This window comes from Dongia sp. P2_B8, from assembly GCF_056404715.1.
Genome location: NZ_JBFUDM010000006.1, coordinates 24,963 through 44,042, shown reverse-complemented (window position 1 = coordinate 44,042; position 19,080 = coordinate 24,963). Strand labels below are relative to the sequence as shown.

Genomic DNA, 19,080 nt, shown 5'->3' with positions numbered 1-19,080 from the left:
AGCATGCGGGCCATCGTCACGGGGAACGGCAGTATCGCCACGCGGCACATTCGCAATCTGCGCCATCTGTTTCCCAAGGCGACGATCGCGGTGGTCACGCGCCCAAATGGTTCGGGTGTCCCGGCAGCGGTCAAGTCGCTGGTCACGGAGCATTACACCGATCTCGGCGCAGCCCTCGCACATCCCGCCGACCTAGCGATCATTGCCACCCCGGCGCCTGCCCATGCGGCGCAGGCGCAGCAGATGATCGAGCACGGGATTGCAACGCTGATCGAAAAGCCGCTTTCTGCCTCGATCGATGCCTGCGATCAGCTTCTGGCGCTAAGCCAGCAAAAATCCGTGACCGTCCTGGTCGGTTATTGCCTCCGCTATCACCCGCTGGTCATGGAGATGCAGCGCCTCATATCAACCGGTGCTATCGGGCGGATCTACAATATCCGTGCCGAGGTCGGACAGTATCTGCCGGGATGGCGGCCTGACGCGGACTATCGCAAGAGTGTCAGCGCACAGAAAGTGACGGGCGGCGGTGCGCTGCTGGAGCTCAGCCATGAGATCGATCTGGTCCGCAGCCTGATCGGCATGCCAAGCGCCGTGACGGCAGTGACGGCCAAGCTCAGCGAGCTGGAGATCGATGTCGAGGATGTCGCCGAGATCATCCTGCAGCACCGTCACGACGGAGTTGATATTATCTCGAGCATCCATCTAGATCTTTTTCGGCGGATCCCGCGGCGTTGCCTCACCATCGACGGTGCCGGCGGCACAATCGAGCTCGATATCGGTATGGCGACACTCACGGTGTATGGCCTCGGCGGTGACACCAAGGTCGAGACCGTGCCGCAGGGCTTTGCCATCAACGACCTCTATCTGGCCGAGATCGAGGATCTTCTCACCTGCCGGCGTACGGGCGATCAGCCATTGGCTTCTCTCGCCGACGGTTTGGCGACCTTGAGGATTGCCCTCGCGGCGGCCCGATCGGCCCGCGAGCTGCGCACGCTCCCACTGGCGCCCTGACATTACTATGTCGAGCGATTGCTCGCCTAGTGAGTATATGATCTAATCGCGACCGACGCCCACCTTCAGGTCCTCTTTCGCGATGGCAGATTTCGACCTCATCATTTTCGACTGCGACGGGGTGTTGATCGACAGCGAAATGTTGAGCTGCACGGTGCTGCGGGACCAGTTCCAGCGTCATGGGATAGCACTCGACCTCGCGGAGGTGCTGCAGCGGTTCCTTGGGCGCAGCCTGGCCGAGGTCGGGCTCTATTACGAGACGAGGTTGGGGCGGCAGATGCCGGGGGCCTTTGTTGCGGAACTTCGCCATCAGATACGCGATGCCTTTGCACTGAGCCTGCTTGCCACCCCCCACGTCGAGACCTTGCTGCAGAATCTGCGCGGCAGCTTCTGTCTGGCGTCGTCGAGCGACCTCGACCGGGTGAATTTCTCCTTGAATCTCGCCGGGCTTTCCCCCTACTTCGAGGGCCGTGTGTTCACCGCCAGCATGGTCAGCCATGGCAAGCCGGCGCCGGATCTCTTTCTGCTGGCAGCCGGCAGCATGCGGGCAGACCCTGGGCGTAGCCTGGTGATTGAAGACAGTATCAGCGGTGTAGAAGCAGGAAAGGCTGCCGGCATGACGGTCTGGGGATTTGTGGGTGGCAGTCATTATGCCGGTCGCGATGGGCACGGCCTGTTGCAGGCCGCTGGTGCCGACCGCGTCTTCGACCAGATGCCGGACCTCGAACGCGCCCTTGGTCTTGTTCATCATCCGGCCGGCTAGGAATATGGCCGTCTCCGACAGCGAGAAATCGCGCCTTGACGATGCCGCCCGCGCCGGATGGCTCTATTACATTGCCGGCCATACGCAGGATGAAATCGCCAAGCGGCTCAGTGTCTCGCGGGCGACCGCACAACGTCTGGTATCGCTGTGCCTGTCGGAAAGACTGATTACCTTCCGCCTTGAACATCCCATCGCTGCCTGCATGGAACTCGCCAAGCGTCTGAAAGACATGTACGGCCTGCGTTATTGCGAGGTGGCGCCGACCGATCCGGCGCTGCCCAACAATGTGGCGGGCCTTGCTGAGCGTGCGGCAGCCTTGCTTGAACAGACCCTGCGGGCCGAGAAGCCAACCATCATCGCCATCGGCACCGGTCGCGTCATGCGTGCCGCTGTCGAGCAGATCGCTCCCATGGATTGCCCCAATCATCAGGTGGTCTCGCTGGTCGGCAACATCTCGCCCGACGGGTCGGCGAGCTTCTTCGACACCGTGGCGCGATTGGCAGATCTCACCAAGGCACGACACTATCCGATGCCGCTGCCGGTCTTTGTGTCATCCGAGACCGAGCGCGACCAGCTGCTGCGCATTGCCGCGGTGACGCGGGTGCGGACCATCGCTGAGAATGCCGATCTGCGGCTGGTCGGCATCGGCCAGCTCGACCAGGGTGCGCAGCTCCATATCGACGGATTTCTCTCGCGGGAGGAACTCCTCGAATTGATGCGCCTTGGTGCCATCGGCGAGGTGACGGCTTGGGCCTTCGATGCAGCAGGCCATGTCATTGAGGGCGGCAGCAATACCCGCGTTACTTCGGTGCCGCATCGCATTCCCGCGGAAACCCTGACCGTGGGCGCAGCCTCGGGCCTAGCCAAGGTTGCAGCCATCAAGGCGGCGCTCAAAGGGTGCATTCTCAACGGCCTCATCACCGATGAGGCGACGGCCAAACAGCTCCTCATTCTCTAATATTCCCGGCCATCTCTGGCAGCTTTGCTGACCCGTTGACCGGCGCCGCCTTGTTGCGTCGCAAAAACGATTCGCCATTGACAGCGGCACGAGTTGGCGTGAGCATATGCCCAATATCGGAGCATATGCTCACGATAGTATCTGGGAGGATAAATAATGAACAAGATCATGATGGGCGCCCTTTTGGGTGCTGCGTCGCTGCTGGCCACCAGCACTGCCTTTGCCGACACCACCCTCACCATCGCCACGGTCAACAATGGCGACATGATCCGCATGCAGGGTCTGACCGACGAATTCACCAAGGCCAATCCCGACATTTCCGTGAAATGGGTGACGCTGGAAGAGAATGTCCTCCGCCAGAAGGTGACGACCGACATCGCGACCAAAGGCGGGCAGTTCGACGTGCTCACCATCGGCACCTATGAAGTGCCGATCTGGGCCGGCAAGGAATGGTTGGTACCGCTCGACAATCTCGGTGCTGATTACGACGTCGACGATCTGCTACCCAAGATCCGCGCCGCCCTTTCGGTCGACGGCAAGCTCTACGCCGCCCCCTTCTACGGCGAAAGCTCCATGGTCATGTACCGCACCGACCTCATGGAGAAGGCCGGCTTGAAGATGCCGGAACAGCCGACCTGGGACTTCATCATCGATGCGGCGAAGAAGATGACCGACAAGTCGACAGAGACTTATGGCATCTGCCTGCGCGGCAAGGCCGGCTGGGGCGAGAACATGGCGTTCCTGACCGCCATGTCGAATTCCTTCGGTGCCCGCTGGTTCGACGAGAAGTGGCACCCGCAGTTCGATAGCCCCGAATGGAAAGACACGCTCACCACCTATGTGAACCTCATGAAAGATGCCGGCCCTCCGGGCGCCAGCTCGAATGGGTTCAATGAAAATCTCGCGCTCTTCAATGCCGGCAAATGCGGCATGTGGATCGATGCGACGGTGGCGGCCTCGTTCGTGACCAACCCGAAGGATTCCAAGGTCGCCGACAAGGTCGGCTTTGCTCTCGCCCCCAACAAGGGCCTCGGCAAGAACGCCAACTGGCTGTGGGCGTGGAGCCTTGCCATCCCGGCCGGCTCGCAGAAGGTGGAAGCGGCCGAGAAGTTCGTCGCCTGGGCAACCAGCAAGGGCTACACCGAACTCGTCGCCGCCAAGGAAGGCTGGGCCAACGTGCCGCCGGGCACCCGTACCTCGCTCTACAGCAACCCGGAATATCTGAAGGCCGCCCCCTTCGCCAAGCCGACGATCGATTCCATTAACTCGGCGGATCCCGATCATCCGACAGTGAAGCCGGTGCCCTATGTCGGCGTCCAATACGCCGCCATCCCGGAATTCCAGGGGCTCGGCACGACAGTGGGTCAGCAATTCTCGGCAGCACTCTCGGGCAATATGTCCGTGGACGACGCCTTGGCCGCTGCACAAGCCGCGGTCGAGCGTGAAATGACCCGCGCCGGCTATATTAAGTAGGCAATACCCATCGGCGGGTGGGCTAGAACTTTCCCCGGTTCCAGTTCCACCCCTTGGTGGCGATGTGTGATCTCTCCCGATCGCGCAATCTTCTGAGTGACGAATGTCCCGGTAACTCGGCCATCGGCGCCCCCAAAATGGTTCCGATGGCCGCCTTCCTTCCCGGAACGCGCTTCCCAAGGCCGATGGGCCGGAGGATATGATGGCCACACAACAAACTAAAGTCGTCGGCCGCGTCCTGCTTACGCCGGCAGTGGCGTTGCTGCTGTTCTGGATGATCGTCCCGTTGGCGATGACGGTCTATTTCTCGACCCTCAATTACAATCTCTTGAATCCAGGCATGGAGACCTTTGTCTGGTTCGAGAACTATTACTATTTCCTGACCGAGCCCGCTTTCCTGGCTTCCGTGAAGAACACGCTCATTCTGGTGGGGTCGGTCCTTGGCATTACTGTTGTGCTTGGTGTGCTGGTAGCCCTGCTGCTCGACCAGCCGATGTTCGGCCAAGGCATCGTGCGCTTGATGGTGATCGCCCCCTTCTTCGTCATGCCGACGGTGAGTGCGCTGGTCTGGAAGAATTTGCTGATGCATCCGGTGTCCGGGCTGTTTGCCTGGCTGGCGGGTCTCATCGGCATGACGCCGATCGACTGGTTCACCGACATGCCGCTCTTTTCCATCATCCTCATTGTCGCCTGGCAGTGGCTGCCCTTTGCGGCGCTCATTCTGCTCACCGCGCTGCAATCTCTCGATGAGGAGCAGAAAGAGGCGGCCGTCATGGATGGTGCCGGCAGCTTCTCGATCTTCTTCTACATCACGCTGCCGCATCTGGCACGACCGGTGACGGTGGTGATCCTCATCGAAACCATTTTCCTGCTGACCGTCTTTGCCGAGATCTTTGTCACGACCGGCGGCGGCCCGGGCACGCAGACGACCAACCTGGCTTTCCTGATCTATTCCAAGGCGCTGCTGCAATACGATGTCGGCGGCGCCTCGGCCGGGGGGCTCATTGCCGTCGTCATTGCCAATATCGTCGCCTTCTTCCTGGTTCGTATCGTCGGCCGGAATCTGGAGGCCTGAGCCATGGCACAGCAAGTCACGACGCAACGAAAGATCTTCAATACCGCCGCGGCCTGGGTCGTCGGCTTCATCATCTTCTTCCCGATCCTGTGGATGGTGCTGACAAGTTTCAAGACCGAGCTCGACGCCTTTTCCATTCCGCCCAGCTTCCTGTTTTTCGATTGGACCACGGAAAACTATGTCACCGTGCAGGAGCGTAGCGACTATCTGCACCATGCGATGAACTCGATCATCATCGCCGGCGGATCGACCCTGATTGCGATGCTGATCGCCATTCCGGCGGCCTGGTCGATGGCCTTCGCACCAAGTCATCGCACCAAGGATATCCTGCTGTGGATGCTCTCCACCAAGATGATGCCCTCGGTCGGTGTGCTGGTGCCGGTCTATCTTATTTTCCGCGATTTCGGCCTGCTGGATAGCCGGAGCGGCCTCATTTTCATCCTGTGCCTCGGCAACCTGCCGATCGTGATTTGGATGCTGTTCAGCTATTTCAAGGAAATCCCCAAGGACATATTGGAAGCGGCGCGCATGGACGGCGCCACCACGGTCAAGGAGCTCATCTATGTGCTGACGCCGATGGCGGTGCCGGGGATCGCCTCGACCTTGCTCCTTAACTTCATCCTGGCCTGGAACGAAGCTTTCTGGACGCTCAACCTCACCACCTCGGAAGCAGCACCGCTGACGACCTTCATCGCCTCCTATTCCAGTCCGGAAGGGTTGTTCTGGGCCAAATTGTCGGCGGCATCGACCTTGGCCATCGCACCCATCCTCGTTCTCGGCTGGTTCAGTCAACGGCAACTCGTCCGCGGCCTGACCTTCGGGGCGGTCAAGTAACCACGCAAACAGGGGTATCACAGCATGGGCAGCATCACCCTCGACGGCGTGCGAAAATCCTTCGGCGCGCATGAAATCATCCAGGGCGCCAATCTGGAGATCGCGGATGGCTCGTTCGTGGTCTTCGTGGGGCCCTCGGGCTGCGGCAAGACGACCTTGCTGCGCATGATCGCGGGGCTCGAAGATGTGAGCGACGGCCGCATCCTCATCGACGGCGTGAATGTCGTGGGTGTGCCCCCGGCCAAGCGCGGCCTCTCCATGGTGTTCCAATCCTATGCGCTCTATCCGCATATGAGTGTGCGGGGCAACATCGCTTTCGGCCTCAAAATGGCTGGGCTGCCGAAGGCTGAGATCGACAAGAAGGTCGAGAGTGCGGCGGGCATCCTCAATCTCACCAACTATCTGGAGCGCAAGCCGCGCGAACTTTCCGGTGGGCAGCGGCAGCGTGTCGCCATCGGTCGCGCCATCGTCCGCGAGCCCAAGGCCTTTCTGTTCGACGAACCGCTCTCCAACCTCGACGCTGCCCTGCGCGTGCAGATGCGTCTCGAAGTGACCAGGCTGCAGCGGCAATTGGCGACGACCGCCATCTATGTGACCCATGATCAGGTGGAAGCCATGACCATGGCCGACCAGATCGTGGTGCTGAATGCCGGCAAAATCGAGCAGTATGGTTCGCCCCTCGAGCTCTATGAACGCCCCAACAATCTGTTCGTTGCCGGCTTCATCGGTTCGCCGAAGATGAACCTCATCACCGGCAAGCTGGCGCAGGAGCAGGGAGCCACCACCATCGGCATCCGGCCGGAGCATGTTCTCGTCAACCGCGGCGGCCAGGGCTGGACCGGCCGCGTTGCGGTGGCCGAACATCTGGGCAGCGATACGTTTCTCTATGTCGACGTGCCGGAGGTGGGCACATTGACCGCACGCTGCTCCGGCGAAATGCATGTGCAGGTCGGCGAAAATATCAGTCTTGCCCCGGATGCGGCGCGCCTGCACCGCTTCGGCGATGACGGAAAGGCTATTCGACCATGAAACTGGCGGGCAAAGTCGCCGTCGTCACGGGCGGTGCCCGGGGCATCGGGGCGGCGATCGTCGAACGCTATGTTGCCGAAGGTGCCACGGTTGCCATCGCCGATCTGGCCATGGTGGAGGGCGAGGCCCTTGCGAAGCGTCTGGGCGGGAAGGCCTTTGCCGTCTCGCTCGACGTCACCAAGCCGGACTCGATCAAGGCCATGGTCGGCGAGGTCGTCGCCAAGGCCGGCGGCATCGACATCCTGGTCAACAATGCAGCGGTCTTCGACATGGCCCCGATTGTCGAGGTGACGGAAAAGAGCTGGGATATCCAGTTTGCCGTCAACGTGAAGGGCCTGTTCTTCACCCTGCAGTCGGTGGCCAGGCAGATGATCGCCCAAAATCGCGGCGGCAAGATCATCAATATGGCAAGCCAGGCGGGCCGGCGCGGTGAAGCGCTGGTCTCGGTCTATTGCGCGACCAAGGCATCGGTGATCAGCCTTACGCAATCGGCCGGACTCGACCTCATCAAGCACAAGATCAATGTGAACGGCATCGCGCCCGGCGTGGTCGACACGCCAATGTGGGCCGAGGTCGATGCGCTGTTCGCCAAATATGAAAAACGACCCCTGGGAGAAAAGAAGCGGCTGGTCGGGGAAGCCGTGCCGTTGGGCCGGATGGGAACGCCGGAAGATCATACCGGTGCGGCCGTGTTCCTGGCTTCGGCCGATGCAGATTATATCGTCGCCCAGACACTCAATGTCGACGGCGGAAATTGGATGAGCTGACCGGCGCTTTGGGCCGGACGGCTTTCGTGTGTATGAGAGAGAAGCAGCATGTATTTGAACAAGTTCAAGCTTAACGACCGTGTCGCCTTGGTGACCGGCGGTGGCCGCGCCATCGGCCTTGCCTGTGTCGAGGCGCTGGCCGAAGCCGGTGCGAAGGTGATCATCGCCGATCACGATGCCAAGGTGGCGGCCGAGGGCCAGGCCGAGATGAAGGCCAAGGGCTATGCGGTCGAAGTGGTGGCGCTGGACGTCACCGATACCGCCCAGGTGAACAAGGTCGCCGACGACGTCGTGGTGCGCCATGGCAAGATCGACATCCTAGTGAACAATGCCGGCATTGCGCGTAGCGAGACCCCGGCCGAGGCGGTGGCCGACGAGCATTGGCTCAATGTCATCGATGTCAACCTCAACGGCACCTTCTGGTGCTGCCGTGCGTTCGGCAATCACATGCTGAAGGCCAAATCCGGTGCCATCGTCAATATCGGCTCGATGTCCGGCTTCATCGTCAACAAGCCGCAGGAACAGAGCTATTACAATGCCTCGAAGGCGGCGGTGCACCATCTGACCAAGTCGCTGGCGGCGGAATGGGGTACCCGCGGCGTCCGCGTCAACGCCGTGGCGCCGACCTATATCAACACGCCGCTCAATGCCTTCGTGAAGTCGAACCCGGCCATGTACGACGCCTGGATCGGTGGCACGCCGATGGCGCGCCTGGGCGAGGTGGAGGAGATCGCCTCGGTCGTCCTGTTCCTGGCCTCGGATGCCGCCAGCCTGATGACCGGCAGCATTGTTCTCGCTGACGGCGGATATACTTGCTGGTAAGCTGCCGCCGATCCTAAGGACGGCGGGCGCATGCAGCAGGGGTTTATCGGTATCGATGTCGGCACGGGCAGCGCTCGCGCCGGCATTTTCGACGAGCGCGGTACGCTTCTCGCAACCGCGCGGCATCCCATTGCGATCTGGCATGAAGCCGGCGATATCGTCGAGCAATCGGCGGAGGATATCTGGCGCGCTTGTGTGGCCAGCGTACGGTCGGCGATGCAGGCCGCCAAGCTGAAGCCCGAAGCCATCAGGGGGATCGGCTTTGACGCCACTTGTTCCCTGGTGGTGCTCGACAAATCAGCGCAACCCTTGACGGTCAGCCCGTCGGGAGATGCGGTGCGCAACGTCATCGTGTGGATGGATCACCGAGCGACGGCCGAGGCGCGCTGGATCAGCGAGAGCGGCCATGATGTGCTGCGCTATGTGGGTGGCGTCATCTCACCGGAAATGCAGACGCCCAAGCTGCTGTGGTTGAAGAAGCATCTGCCGGCGAGTTTCCACGCCGCCGGGCATTTCTTCGATCTGGCCGACTATCTCACTTTCCGGGCGACGGGTAGCCCGGCGCGCTCCATCTGCACGGTGACCTGCAAATGGACCTATCTCGCCCATGAACAGCGCTGGAGCGACGATTATTTTCAACGGATCGACTTGCCGGAACTCTGCGAGGACAATTACGCCCGCATCGGCCGCGAGATCGTCGAGCCGGGCATGCCTGTCGGGCAAGGTCTCGCAGCAACGGCCGCGGCCGAGTTCGGCCTGCCGCTCGGCACGCCTGTCGGTGCGGCACTGATCGACGCCCATGCCGGCGGCGTCGGCACCATCGGCGGCCGCCTCGCGGGCGAGGGCGGCGTCAATATCCAGGAGCGCCTCGCCTATATCATGGGGACCTCGGCCTGCATCATGGCCTCGACCGCGGAAGCGCGCTTCGTGCCGGGCATCTGGGGGCCATATTTCTCCGCCATGGTGCCGGGCCTGTGGGTCAATGAGGGCGGGCAGTCGGCCGCGGGTGCCGGCATCGATCATCTCGTGCGCGGCCATCCGGCCTGTCCGGCGGCCGAAGCCACGGCGGCCGCGGATGGTCTGGGCCTCCTCGATTTCCTGGAGCAGCGGATTGTGGCGCGGGCCGGCAATCTCGCCGATGCCGCCTTGCTCGCACGCCACGTTCATGTCCTGCCGGAATTTCTCGGCAACCGCTCACCTTACGCCGATCCTGACGCCCGCGCGGTGCTGGCGGGGCTCAACCTCGATCATGACCAGGCTAGCCTCGAAACCTTGTTCGTGGCGGGTCTGTGCGGCCTCGCTTATGGGTTGGCCGACGTCGTTGATGCCATGCGCCGCCAATCCATCACGGCGGCGATGATGGTGATGAGCGGTGGCGCCAGCCGCTCTGCCTTGGTCCGGCAGATCATGGCGGACACCACGGGCCTGTCGGTGGCCCTACCGGTCACGACCGAGCCTGTGCTCCTCGGCGCTGCGATGCTGGGGGCGGTCGCAGGAAAGTCCTATCCGTCCGTCAGTGCCGCCATGGAATCGATGTCGGCAATCGGCCAAGTCACGGAACCGGCGCGGACCAGCATTGCTGATTTCCACCAGGTCAAGCGGCGCGTTCATGGTCTGCTGCAGCAGCTTGACCGCGATGCACGCGCCGTCATGGGCGGATAATTCTCCGCCCATGAGGGCGCCTTTCGTCACTCCGCTGGCTGCGCCACGGCGGCCGGTGTCTTGCGGCGGCGCTCAGAGATGGCCTTGATCAGCACGTAGAAGACCGGTGTCAGCAGCAAGCCGAAGAAGGTGACGCCAAGCATGCCGGAGAACACCGCCACACCCATGGCATGCCGCATCTCGGCACCTGCACCCGTCGAGGTCACCAGCGGCACGACGCCCATGACGAACGCGAAGGACGTCATGAGGATCGGTCGCAGGCGCAAACGGCAGGCTTCCAGCACGGCTGCAACCCGGTCCATGCCTTCCAGCTGCTTGTCCTTGGCGAACTCGACGATCAGAATCGCGTTCTTGCAGGCTAGGCCCACCAGCACGATCAACCCGATCTGGGTAAAGATGTTGTTGTCGCCGCCGGTCAGGATAACGCCCGTGATGGCGGAGAGCAGTGTCATCGGCACGATCAGGATGACCGCCAGCGGCAAACCCCAGCTTTCATACTGTGCCGCCAGTACCAGGAAGGCTAGCAGAACGCACAACGGGAAAACAAAGAGTGCCGTGTTGCCCGCCAGGATCTGCTGGTAGGTGATCTCCGTCCACTCATAGGTCATGCCGTTGGGCAGTTCCTGGGCGAGCAGCTTTTCGATGGCCGCCTGGGCCTGGCCGGACGAATAGCCGGGCGCCGCACCGCCATTGATCTCCGCCGTGGCAAAGCCGTTGTAATGGCTGACCCGGTCCGGGCCGGCACTGTCCTTCACCTTCACAAAGGTGGAGAGCGGCACCATCTCGCCCTGGTCGTTACGTACTTTCAACTGGCCGATCTGCTCCGGCTCCAGCCGGTATTGCTGGTCGGCCTGGACATTGACCTGGAACGTGCGGCCAAAGCGGTTGAAGTCGTTGACATAGAGCGAGCCGAGATAGGCCTGCAGCGTGTCGAAGATATCGCTGATGGCGACACCATGGGTCTTCGCCTTCTCGCGGTCGATATCGGCGTCCACCTGGGGCACGTTGATCTGGTAGCTCGAGAACAGACCGGCAAGCTCCGGCACCTGCTGGCTTTTGGCCAGGATGTTCTGCGTCTGCTTGTAGAGCTCCTCATAGCCGAGCTGACCGCGATCCTCGATCTGCAGGCGGAAACCGCCGATCGTGCCCAGACCCTGCACCGGGGGTGGTGGGAAGATCGCGATGAAGGCGTCCTGGATGCCCGCAAACTGGGCATTCAAGGCACCGGCGACGGCACCGGCCGATTGGCTCGGGTCCTTGCGTTCCTCGAACGGCTTCAAGGGCACGAAGACGATGCCGCTATTGGGGCTGTTGGTGAAGCCGTTGATCGAGAGGCCTGGGAAAGAAACGGTATTCTCCACCGCCGGGTTCTTCATGGCGATGTCCGACATCTTCTTGATCACGTCTTCGGTGCGATCGAGCGTTGCCGCGTCCGGCAGCTGTGCGAAGGCCACCAGATATTGCTTGTCCTGCGGCGGCACAAAACCGGTCGGTGTGCTGGCAAAGCCGGTCCAACCCAGTGCCACCAGACCGACATAGACGAAGAGTGCCACTGCCGACCCACGCAACACGCGCCGCACGGTGCCGACATAGCCGTGGCTCGCCTTCACGAAGACACGGTTGAACGGCTTGAACAGCCAGCGCCCGAAGATCGCATCGAGCAGGCGGGAGAAGCCATCCTTGGGCTCGTCATGACCCTTGAGCAGGAAGGCCGCCAGTGCCGGCGACAAGGTCAGCGAGTTGAAGGCCGAGATCACCGTCGAAATGGCGATGGTGAGCGCGAACTGGCGGTAGAACTGGCCGGTCAGGCCGGAAATGAAGGCCGTCGGCACGAACACGGCGCACAGCACCAGGGCTGTGGCGACGATCGGTCCGGTCACCTCGCGCATGGCGCGCTTGGTGGCATCGACCGGTTTCAGGCCAAGCTCGATGTTGCGTTCCACGTTCTCGACGACGACGATGGCGTCGTCGACCACGATGCCGATCGCCAGCACCAGGCCGAAGAGCGACAAGGCATTCAGCGAGAAGCCGAAGAAATGCATCACCGCGAAAGTGCCGATCAGGGAGACCGGAACGGCTACCAGCGGGATGATCGAGGCGCGCCAAGTCTGCAGGAACAGCACGACGACGAGCACGACCAGGGCGATGGCTTCAAGAAGCGTGTGGACCACCGCTTCGATCGACCCGCGCACGAACACGGTCGGATCATAGACGATGGAATAGTCGATGCCCTCGGGGAAGTTCTGCTTCAGCTCGGCCATCTTCGCCCGGACCAGGTCGGAAATGGCGATGGCGTTGGAGCCCGGGCGTTGGAAGATCGGAATTGCCACGGCCGGCTGGTTGTTCAGGAGCGAGCGGAGCGCGTACTGGCTGGAGCCCAGCTCGACGCGCGCGATGTCGCGGAGACGGGTGATCTCGCCATTGTCGCCGACATGGACAATGACGTTCTGGAATTCTTCTTCCGTGATCAGGCGGCCTTGGGTGTTGATCGAAAGCTGAAAGGAATTCTCGCCGGGCGAGGGCGGGGCGCCCAAGGCACCGGCCGCCACCTGGCGGTTCTGTTCGCGGATCGCCTGCACGACATCGGTCGCCGTGAGGCCGCGCGATGCCACCTTGTTGGGATCAAGCCAGACGCGCAGCGAATAATCGCCAAGACCGAACAGCTGCACATCACCCACACCATCAAGGCGGGCGAGCTCGTCCTTCACGTTGAGAAGGGCGTAGTTCGAGAGATACAGCATGTCATAGCGTTCATCCGGCGAGGTCAGATGCACCACCATGGTGAGGTCGGGTGAGGCCTTGTCGACCGTGATCCCCAGGCGCTGCACTTCTTCCGGCAGCTTGGGCAGGGTGCGGTTGACGCGGTTCTGCACCTGCACCTGGGCTGTGTCGAGATCGGTGCCCAGCGCCAGTGTCACCGTGAGGGTCATCTTGCCGTCGGAGGTCGATTGCGAGGACATATAGAGCATGTTCTCGACGCCGTTGATCGCCTGTTCGAGCGGGGCCGCCACCGTCTCGCCGATGACCTTCGGGTTGGCGCCGGGGAAGTTGGCGCGCACGACGACGGTGGGGGGGACGACCTCGGGATATTCGCTGATCGGCAATTGGAACAGCGAGATACCGCCGCCGATCAGGATGATCAGCGACAGCACTGCCGCAAAGATCGGCCGCTGGATGAAGAATTGTGAGAAATTCATGACGTCGATCCTCAGTTCGCGGCAGGCTCGGCAGCCTGTTTCGCGGCAACCTGATTGTCACCGGCGGCGGTGGTAAAGCTGGCCAGGGTTTCGTCATCGGCCATGGGGACCAGTTGGGCGTCGACCGGCATGCCGGAACGCACGCGCTGCAGGCCGTTGACGACGATCTTCTCACCCTTGTTGAGGCCGGACCGCACAATGCGCAGGCCGTTGAGCTTCGGCCCCAATTCGATCGCGCGGTAGGCGACCTTGCTGTCCTTGTCGAGCACCAGGACGAACTTTTTACCAAGATCCGTGCCGATGGCGGCGTCGCTGATAAGGGCTGCGTCGTAATTGGCGCTGCCGACCAGCTTCACGCGGACGTAGAGGCCAGGCGTAAAGGCGCCATCCTTATTGTCGAAAACGGCGCGGCCGCGGATGGTACCGGTCTTGGGATTGACCTGGTTGTCGACGAAATCCATCTGGCCCTGATGGGGATGGCCTTCCTCGTTGGAGAGGCCGAGATAAACCGGTGCTGCGGCACCGAGGTCTCCTGTCCGGGTCAAGGCCTCATATTTCAGATAGACGCCTTCATCGATGTCGAAATAGGCATAGACCTTGTCGGTCGAGACGACACTGGTGAGGCGGCTTTCATCGGCCTGCACCAGGTTGCCTTCGGTCAGTTCGGCGCGGCTGACGCGGCCATCAATGGGCGCGCGGACTTCCGTGAAGCTGAGATTGAGATAGGCAATGTCGAGCTGCGCCTGGGTAGCGGCAACGGCCGCCTTGGCTTCCGCCGCGGTGCTTTCGCGGGCGTCCGCTTCTTCGCCACCGATGATCTTGCCGGCACGGAGCGCTTCGCCACGCTTGGCTTCGCTGTCCGCACGCTTGGCAGTGGCGCGGGCGCGGGCCAATTGCGCCTCCAGCCTTTTGACTTCGGCCGAGAAGGGCCGCGGGTCGATCTGCACCAGCAAATCGCCCTTTTTCACGATGGCGCCTTCTTCAAAGGTGATCTTGTCGATGTAGCCGGAGACCCGGGCGCGAATCACCACCGATTGGGGGGCTTCCAGGCGGCCGGTGAGCTCGTCCCATTCATTGACCGGGTGCTGGATGACCTCGGCGACGCTGACCTTGGTCGGCGGCCGTTCCTGCTGTGCTGCCTGGGGCTTGTCGCAGGCGTTGAGCGCCAGCAATGCAATCATGCCCACAGCAATATACCCAAGCTTCGAGGGGAAATTCATACCCGGCTCCAACAATCTGATTCACTGATTCTGAGATTGAGGGAACATGCGCAAGGACTGCGCCAGGGGCGAATAGAACGGCGTGAAGATGATTATCACTGCCGATGATAGGACGAGGAAAACTTAACCTTCTGCCGATATATCCTCGTCGCCGACAAACATGGTGATGCGCGAACGCAGCCATTTCTCTGCCGGATCATTGTCTTGGGCGCCGCGCCAAGCCATGGAGAGGGTGCCAGGCGGCAGGTTCAGCGGATGTTCCTCAATGCGCAATCCACCGCTCGCCGCCAGATATTGCGCCGTGTAATCCGGCACGGTGGTGAGGATGTCGGTGCCGGCGAGCAGGGAGCCCAGACCGTTGAATTGCGGCACCGCCAGGACCACCTTGCGGCTGCGGCCGATCTTGGCCAGCTCATTGTCCACATAGCCATTAAGGTCACCGGCGAAGGAGACGATGGCGTGGGGTCGTGCGCAATATTCATCCAGGGTCAGCTTGCCGGGCGCCGTGTCGGCGCGCAGCATCTTGGCCCGGATGCGCCGCACGGCCTTCTTTTTGGCGTTGGCCGGCAAATCATCCAGGTAGCTGACCGCCACCGAAATTTCGCCGGATGCCAGCATGCCTGGTGCCAGCAGGTAATTGACGCGCCGGACGACCAGGATGACGCCTGGCGCCTCAGTGCGCAGGCGCCGCAGCAATAGGGGCAGCAGGCTGAATTCGACATCATCCGAGAGGCCGACGCGGAACACGTTGGTGGCGGTCGCCGGGTCGAAGGCCTGCGAGGTGCTGAGTGCCGTCGAGATGGAATCGAGGGCCGGCGTCAGAAAGCTGAAAATCTCCAGCGCCCGCGTGGTGGGTTCCATGGTACGGCCAGTGCGCACGAACAGTTCGTCATTGAACAGGGCGCGCAGGCGCACCAGGGCGGCACTGATGGCCGGCTGCCCCAGGAACAACTTCTCAGCCGTCTTGGTGACGCTGCGCTCATGCATCAGCGTCTCGAACACGATCAGCAGATTGAAGTCGACGCGCCGCAAATCGTTTCTGTTCATCAGCCTATCCGTCGTTGCACTGCAAAATAATGCCCGGATACGGGGCTTATTCCAACTGTCTTGTCAGTTCCTGTATCAGCTTGGGGCATGACGACTATCGACCGCGGTGAATAGTTATGGCTCTCTGTCGGCATTAGATATGAACTGCGTCATAGTGTGCGATGCGCGATAGGCCGAGGTAGCAATGTCCCGAATGATCCGCTTCCACCGTTTTGGTGGGGCAGATGTCCTGCAATGTGAAGAGGTGCCGACCCCCAAACCGGGTGCCGGTGAAGTCCTTGTGCGCGTTGAGGCTATCGGCGTCAGTTGGGAAGACGTCCTGTGGCGTCAGAATCTGGCGTCGGAGCAGGCAAATCTGCCGGCGGGTATCGGGTCGGAAATGGCGGGCGAGGTAGAGGGCGTTGGCGAAGGTGTCCTTGATCTCGAGATAGGTGCCAAGGTCGCGAGCTTCAAGGCGCATACGCCGAACCGCTACCCGGCCTATGGTGATCATATCCTCATGCCGCGCGAGGCGCTGACGCGCTATCCGGCTTCCAATCAGTTCACGGCGGTCGAGGCCGCGATCCACTATACCCCGGCGCTCAGCGCCTATTTTGCCCTCGCCAATCTTGCCCGGCTGAAATCCGGCCAGACCGTTCTGGTGACGGAGGCGGCGCGCTGCATGGGTGGTGCCATGGTACAGATGGCCAAGGCGCTTGGCGCCCACGTGGTGGCGGCGACGCGCAATGCCGAACCCCATGACGCCCTGCTCCGGCTGGGTGCCGACAAGGTCGTGTTGACGGAAGAGCAGGATCTCAGCCTCGCGGTCGGGAATTTCACCCATACCAAGGGCGTCGAGGTCGTGGTCGACGGCTGCGGCGGGCATCAGATGGCGATGCTGGGTGATGTCACGGCGCCGTGCGGCAAGCTCATCCTCTACGGACTCGATGGCGGCAACGAAGCGGCCTTTCCGGCCTGGACGGCGTTCCGCAAACATCTGCAATTTCATCGCTTCTCTTTGCTGGATTTCACCGGCCATGCCGAACTTGGCATCAAGGCCGACGATGCGGCAGTCAAGGCCGCCCTGGAAGAGATCAACCGGATGACGGCCAAAGGTATGCTACAGCCGATCATCGACCGCAGCTTCACGTTCGACGAATTCGTCGAGGCGCATCACCATATCGAGGCTTTCCCCTCACTCGGCCGTGTGGTGATCAAGATATAGGGCGGCCCCGGCGGAGATCATGCCCGATCCTCTCCAATAATGGCCTGATCCTACGAATCCTAACTTATTGGCGAGCCTTTTTCATGCCCATCACCGTCTACCAGGCCTCGATCCCCGTTCTCATCCGTGCCTTCGACAATCTCACGGCCGTGCTCGACAAGGCTGAAGCCCATGCCGCCGAGAAGAAAATCGATCTCTCGGTCTTTGTGAATGCGCGGCTCGCACCGGATATGTATACGCTGGGACAGCAGATCCAGCGCGCCTCGGACACGGCCAAAGGTTGTGCCGCGCGCCTCGCCGGCATCGAGAATCCAAGCTTTGCCGATACCGAGATCACGTTCCCGGATTTGCGCGCGCGCATCGCCAGGACGGTGGAGTTTCTGCGGGGCGTCACGGAAGGGCAACTCTCCGGTGCAGAGGACCGTACCATCACCCTCAATTTGGGACCGCGCGCGGTTGACTTCACCGGCACTGCCTATCTTTTAGGCTTCGCGCTGCCGAACTTCTTTTTTCATATCACCACGGCCTACGACATTCTCCGCCATAACGGTGTTGCGATCGGCAAGCTCGACTATCTCGGCAAGTTTTAAGCGGGGAAAACACCCTAAATATTTTGTGGATGATGGGGCGGCGACCGATGGGTCGAACGCCGACGCTTGTCACAAAAGGATGCTGGCTCCCAGGCCCAAGGTCGGATTGACTCCCTCGATGCTTGCCTGAGAAGATGGCGGATCAGGCGTGGATGTGGGGGAAGTATGTCGGATCCGACGGGTGGGCCAAATCCAACCATGACGCCGGAGGCGTTGCCGCCGATACCGCCGCATCCGCCCCGCAATCCGCGCTGGCTTCTCACCACTCTGTTGATCGGTGCCGTCGTCTTTGGTGGCGGCTATTGGTACTTCCGGCATTACGAGGGCGCCGCGGTCCAGACCGCGGCGGCTGCACCTGCGGCACCCTTGCCCGTGACGACCGCCAAGCCCTTGGTCAAGGAAATCGTGGAATGGGACGAATTCACCGGGCAGTTCGCCGCGGTGGACGAGGTCGACATCAGGGCACGGGTCAGTGGCTATCTTGAATCGATCCATTTCACCGATGGCCAGATGGTCAAGGAGGGCGATCTGCTGTTCGTGATCGACCCGCGGCCTTTTGAGATTTCATTGACCTCGTCGCAAGCGGCGCTGAATTCCGCCAAGGCGCGGGTTGATCTCGCCAAGCAGCAGCTGGCACGTGCCGGCAAGCTCAAGAAAGACGATTTTGTCTCGCAGAGCACGCTGGATCAACGCCTGCAGGAAATGCTGAGCGCATCTTCGGATGCGGAAGTCGCAACCGCGGCCATCGCGTCCGACAAGCTCAATCTCAGCTTTACGCGGGTGACCGCACCGATGTCGGGCCGCATCGGCACGCATGAAGTCAGCGTTGGCAATCTTATTCAGGGCGACGCAAGCAGTAGTGGGGCGCGGCTGACATCGATCGTGTCGCTGGATCCCATCCATTTGGTCTTTGATATGAGCGAGGCAGATTACCTTGCCTATCAGCGCGCCGCGGCCGCGGGCAAGCTGGCCTCGACCCGCGACACGGGGCTGAAGGTTTCTGCCCATCTGACGGACGAGAAGGATTGGCCGCTGCAAGGTACGCTGGATTTCGTCAACAACCAGGTCGATCGGACGACGGGCACGATCCGCGCCCGTGCCACCTTCCCCAATCATGACCTGCTGATCACGCCAGGCCAGTTCGGCCGCATCCGTATCCCGGGATCCGATCCTTACGATGCGGTGCTCATCCCCGATGGCGCCATCCTGTCCGATCAATCGCAGAAGATCGTCATGGTGGTAAAGGATGATGGTGTGGTTGAGCCGCGTGTCATCCGGCCGGGTCCGTTGATCGACGGGCTGCGTGTCGTGCGCGAAGGGCTGACCGGTGATGACACGATCATCATCGATGGGCTATTGCGGGCGCGACCAGGTGCCAAGGTCGCACCGACGCCAGGCAAAATCGAAGCCGTGACCGCGAACTGACGG

16 protein-coding genes are annotated in these 19,080 nt (G+C 61.7%); 13 read left to right on the top strand and 3 right to left on the bottom strand.

Going from position 1 to position 19,080, the window contains the following annotated elements:
• The first annotated feature begins 3 nt into the window (after positions 1–3).
• From AC1DWZ_RS17040 to AC1DWZ_RS16995, 10 genes are all read left to right on the top strand, one after another.
• Entirely contained in the window at positions 4–1,011 is a 1,008-nt protein-coding gene (locus AC1DWZ_RS17040; protein WP_477170126.1) for a Gfo/Idh/MocA family protein, read from the top strand.
• Positions 1,012–1,093: 82 nt separating this feature from the next.
• Positions 1,094–1,774: an HAD family hydrolase gene (locus AC1DWZ_RS17035; RefSeq protein ID WP_477170125.1), complete on the top strand. Its 681-nt coding sequence runs from the start codon at positions 1,094–1,096 to the stop codon at positions 1,772–1,774.
• 4 nt (positions 1,775–1,778) lie between these two features.
• Positions 1,779–2,732: a sugar-binding transcriptional regulator gene (locus tag AC1DWZ_RS17030; RefSeq protein ID WP_477170124.1), complete on the top strand. Its 954-nt coding sequence runs from the start codon at positions 1,779–1,781 to the stop codon at positions 2,730–2,732.
• Positions 2,733–2,888: 156 nt separating this feature from the next.
• A complete protein-coding gene (locus tag AC1DWZ_RS17025; protein WP_477170123.1) occupies positions 2,889–4,205 on the top strand; it encodes an ABC transporter substrate-binding protein in 1,317 nt (438 codons plus the stop codon).
• Positions 4,206–4,407: 202 nt separating this feature from the next.
• A complete protein-coding gene (locus AC1DWZ_RS17020; protein WP_477170122.1) occupies positions 4,408–5,280 on the top strand; it encodes a carbohydrate ABC transporter permease in 873 nt (290 codons plus the stop codon).
• Positions 5,281–5,283: 3 nt separating this feature from the next.
• Entirely contained in the window at positions 5,284–6,114 is an 831-nt protein-coding gene (locus AC1DWZ_RS17015) for a carbohydrate ABC transporter permease (protein ID WP_477170121.1), read from the top strand.
• Between the two features lie 24 nt (positions 6,115–6,138).
• Entirely contained in the window at positions 6,139–7,143 is a 1,005-nt protein-coding gene (locus AC1DWZ_RS17010; protein WP_477170120.1) for an ABC transporter ATP-binding protein, read from the top strand.
• On the top strand, positions 7,140–7,910 hold the full coding sequence (locus AC1DWZ_RS17005) for an L-iditol 2-dehydrogenase (RefSeq protein ID WP_477170119.1): 771 nt from the start codon (positions 7,140–7,142) through the stop codon (positions 7,908–7,910). Before AC1DWZ_RS17010 ends, AC1DWZ_RS17005 begins: the two co-directional genes overlap by 4 nt.
• Before the next feature lie 48 nt (positions 7,911–7,958).
• Positions 7,959–8,732 carry an SDR family NAD(P)-dependent oxidoreductase gene (locus tag AC1DWZ_RS17000; RefSeq protein ID WP_477170118.1) on the top strand — a complete coding sequence of 258 codons (774 nt, stop codon included), beginning with the start codon at positions 7,959–7,961 and terminating at the stop codon, positions 8,730–8,732.
• 30 nt (positions 8,733–8,762) lie between these two features.
• Complete coding sequence (locus AC1DWZ_RS16995) at positions 8,763–10,394, top strand: FGGY-family carbohydrate kinase (RefSeq protein ID WP_477170117.1); 1,632 nt, start codon at positions 8,763–8,765, stop codon at positions 10,392–10,394.
• Positions 10,395–10,420: 26 nt separating this feature from the next.
• Here AC1DWZ_RS16995 and AC1DWZ_RS16990 read toward each other — a convergent pair whose 3' ends face one another.
• The 3 genes from AC1DWZ_RS16990 to AC1DWZ_RS16980 form a co-directional block, all read right to left on the bottom strand.
• Positions 10,421–13,591, bottom strand: coding sequence for an efflux RND transporter permease subunit (locus AC1DWZ_RS16990; protein ID WP_477170116.1), 3,171 nt, complete (start codon positions 13,589–13,591; stop codon positions 10,421–10,423).
• An 11-nt stretch (positions 13,592–13,602) separates the two neighbouring features.
• Positions 13,603–14,811 (bottom strand): efflux RND transporter periplasmic adaptor subunit, encoded by a 1,209-nt coding sequence (locus AC1DWZ_RS16985; RefSeq protein WP_477170115.1) that lies wholly within the window; start codon positions 14,809–14,811, stop codon positions 13,603–13,605.
• A 123-nt stretch (positions 14,812–14,934) separates the two neighbouring features.
• Entirely contained in the window at positions 14,935–15,858 is a 924-nt protein-coding gene (locus AC1DWZ_RS16980; protein WP_477170114.1) for a LysR substrate-binding domain-containing protein, read from the bottom strand.
• Positions 15,859–16,042: 184 nt separating this feature from the next.
• Here AC1DWZ_RS16980 and AC1DWZ_RS16975 point away from each other — a divergent pair, with 184 nt between their 5' ends.
• The 3 genes from AC1DWZ_RS16975 (at position 16,043) to AC1DWZ_RS16965 (ending at position 19,077) form a co-directional block, all read left to right on the top strand.
• The gene (locus AC1DWZ_RS16975) at positions 16,043–17,062 is read left to right on the top strand and encodes a zinc-dependent alcohol dehydrogenase family protein (RefSeq protein WP_477170113.1); all 1,020 of its coding nucleotides are present in this window, start codon (positions 16,043–16,045) and stop codon (positions 17,060–17,062) included.
• 83 nt (positions 17,063–17,145) lie between these two features.
• Positions 17,146–17,652 (top strand): DUF1993 domain-containing protein, encoded by a 507-nt coding sequence (locus tag AC1DWZ_RS16970; RefSeq protein ID WP_477170112.1) that lies wholly within the window; start codon positions 17,146–17,148, stop codon positions 17,650–17,652.
• 165 nt (positions 17,653–17,817) lie between these two features.
• Entirely contained in the window at positions 17,818–19,077 is a 1,260-nt protein-coding gene (locus AC1DWZ_RS16965) for an efflux RND transporter periplasmic adaptor subunit (protein WP_477170111.1), read from the top strand.
• The last annotated feature ends 3 nt before the right edge of the window (positions 19,078–19,080 follow it).

Bases quoted from the DNA above. Each gene is read 5' to 3' on its own strand.
- AC1DWZ_RS16985 (WP_477170115.1), bottom strand. From the start codon at position 14,811: ATGAATTTCCCCTCGAAGCTTGGGTATATTGCTGTGGGCATGATTGCA.
- AC1DWZ_RS16980 (WP_477170114.1), bottom strand. From the start codon at position 15,858: ATGAACAGAAACGATTTGCGGCGCGTCGACTTCAATCTGCTGATCGTG.
- AC1DWZ_RS17025 (WP_477170123.1), top strand. From the start codon at position 2,889: ATGAACAAGATCATGATGGGCGCCCTTTTGGGTGCTGCGTCGCTGCTG.
- AC1DWZ_RS17040 (WP_477170126.1), top strand. From the start codon at position 4: ATGCGGGCCATCGTCACGGGGAACGGCAGTATCGCCACGCGGCACATT.
- AC1DWZ_RS16970 (WP_477170112.1), top strand. From the start codon at position 17,146: ATGCCCATCACCGTCTACCAGGCCTCGATCCCCGTTCTCATCCGTGCC.
- AC1DWZ_RS17000 (WP_477170118.1), top strand. From the start codon at position 7,959: ATGTATTTGAACAAGTTCAAGCTTAACGACCGTGTCGCCTTGGTGACC.
- AC1DWZ_RS16965 (WP_477170111.1), top strand. From the start codon at position 17,818: ATGTCGGATCCGACGGGTGGGCCAAATCCAACCATGACGCCGGAGGCG.
- AC1DWZ_RS16990 (WP_477170116.1), bottom strand. From the start codon at position 13,591: ATGAATTTCTCACAATTCTTCATCCAGCGGCCGATCTTTGCGGCAGTG.
- AC1DWZ_RS17030 (WP_477170124.1), top strand. From the start codon at position 1,779: ATGGCCGTCTCCGACAGCGAGAAATCGCGCCTTGACGATGCCGCCCGC.
- AC1DWZ_RS17020 (WP_477170122.1), top strand. From the start codon at position 4,408: ATGGCCACACAACAAACTAAAGTCGTCGGCCGCGTCCTGCTTACGCCG.
- AC1DWZ_RS16975 (WP_477170113.1), top strand. From the start codon at position 16,043: ATGTCCCGAATGATCCGCTTCCACCGTTTTGGTGGGGCAGATGTCCTG.
- AC1DWZ_RS17005 (WP_477170119.1), top strand. From the start codon at position 7,140: ATGAAACTGGCGGGCAAAGTCGCCGTCGTCACGGGCGGTGCCCGGGGC.
- AC1DWZ_RS17015 (WP_477170121.1), top strand. From the start codon at position 5,284: ATGGCACAGCAAGTCACGACGCAACGAAAGATCTTCAATACCGCCGCG.
- AC1DWZ_RS17035 (WP_477170125.1), top strand. From the start codon at position 1,094: ATGGCAGATTTCGACCTCATCATTTTCGACTGCGACGGGGTGTTGATC.
- AC1DWZ_RS17010 (WP_477170120.1), top strand. From the start codon at position 6,139: ATGGGCAGCATCACCCTCGACGGCGTGCGAAAATCCTTCGGCGCGCAT.
- AC1DWZ_RS16995 (WP_477170117.1), top strand. From the start codon at position 8,763: ATGCAGCAGGGGTTTATCGGTATCGATGTCGGCACGGGCAGCGCTCGC.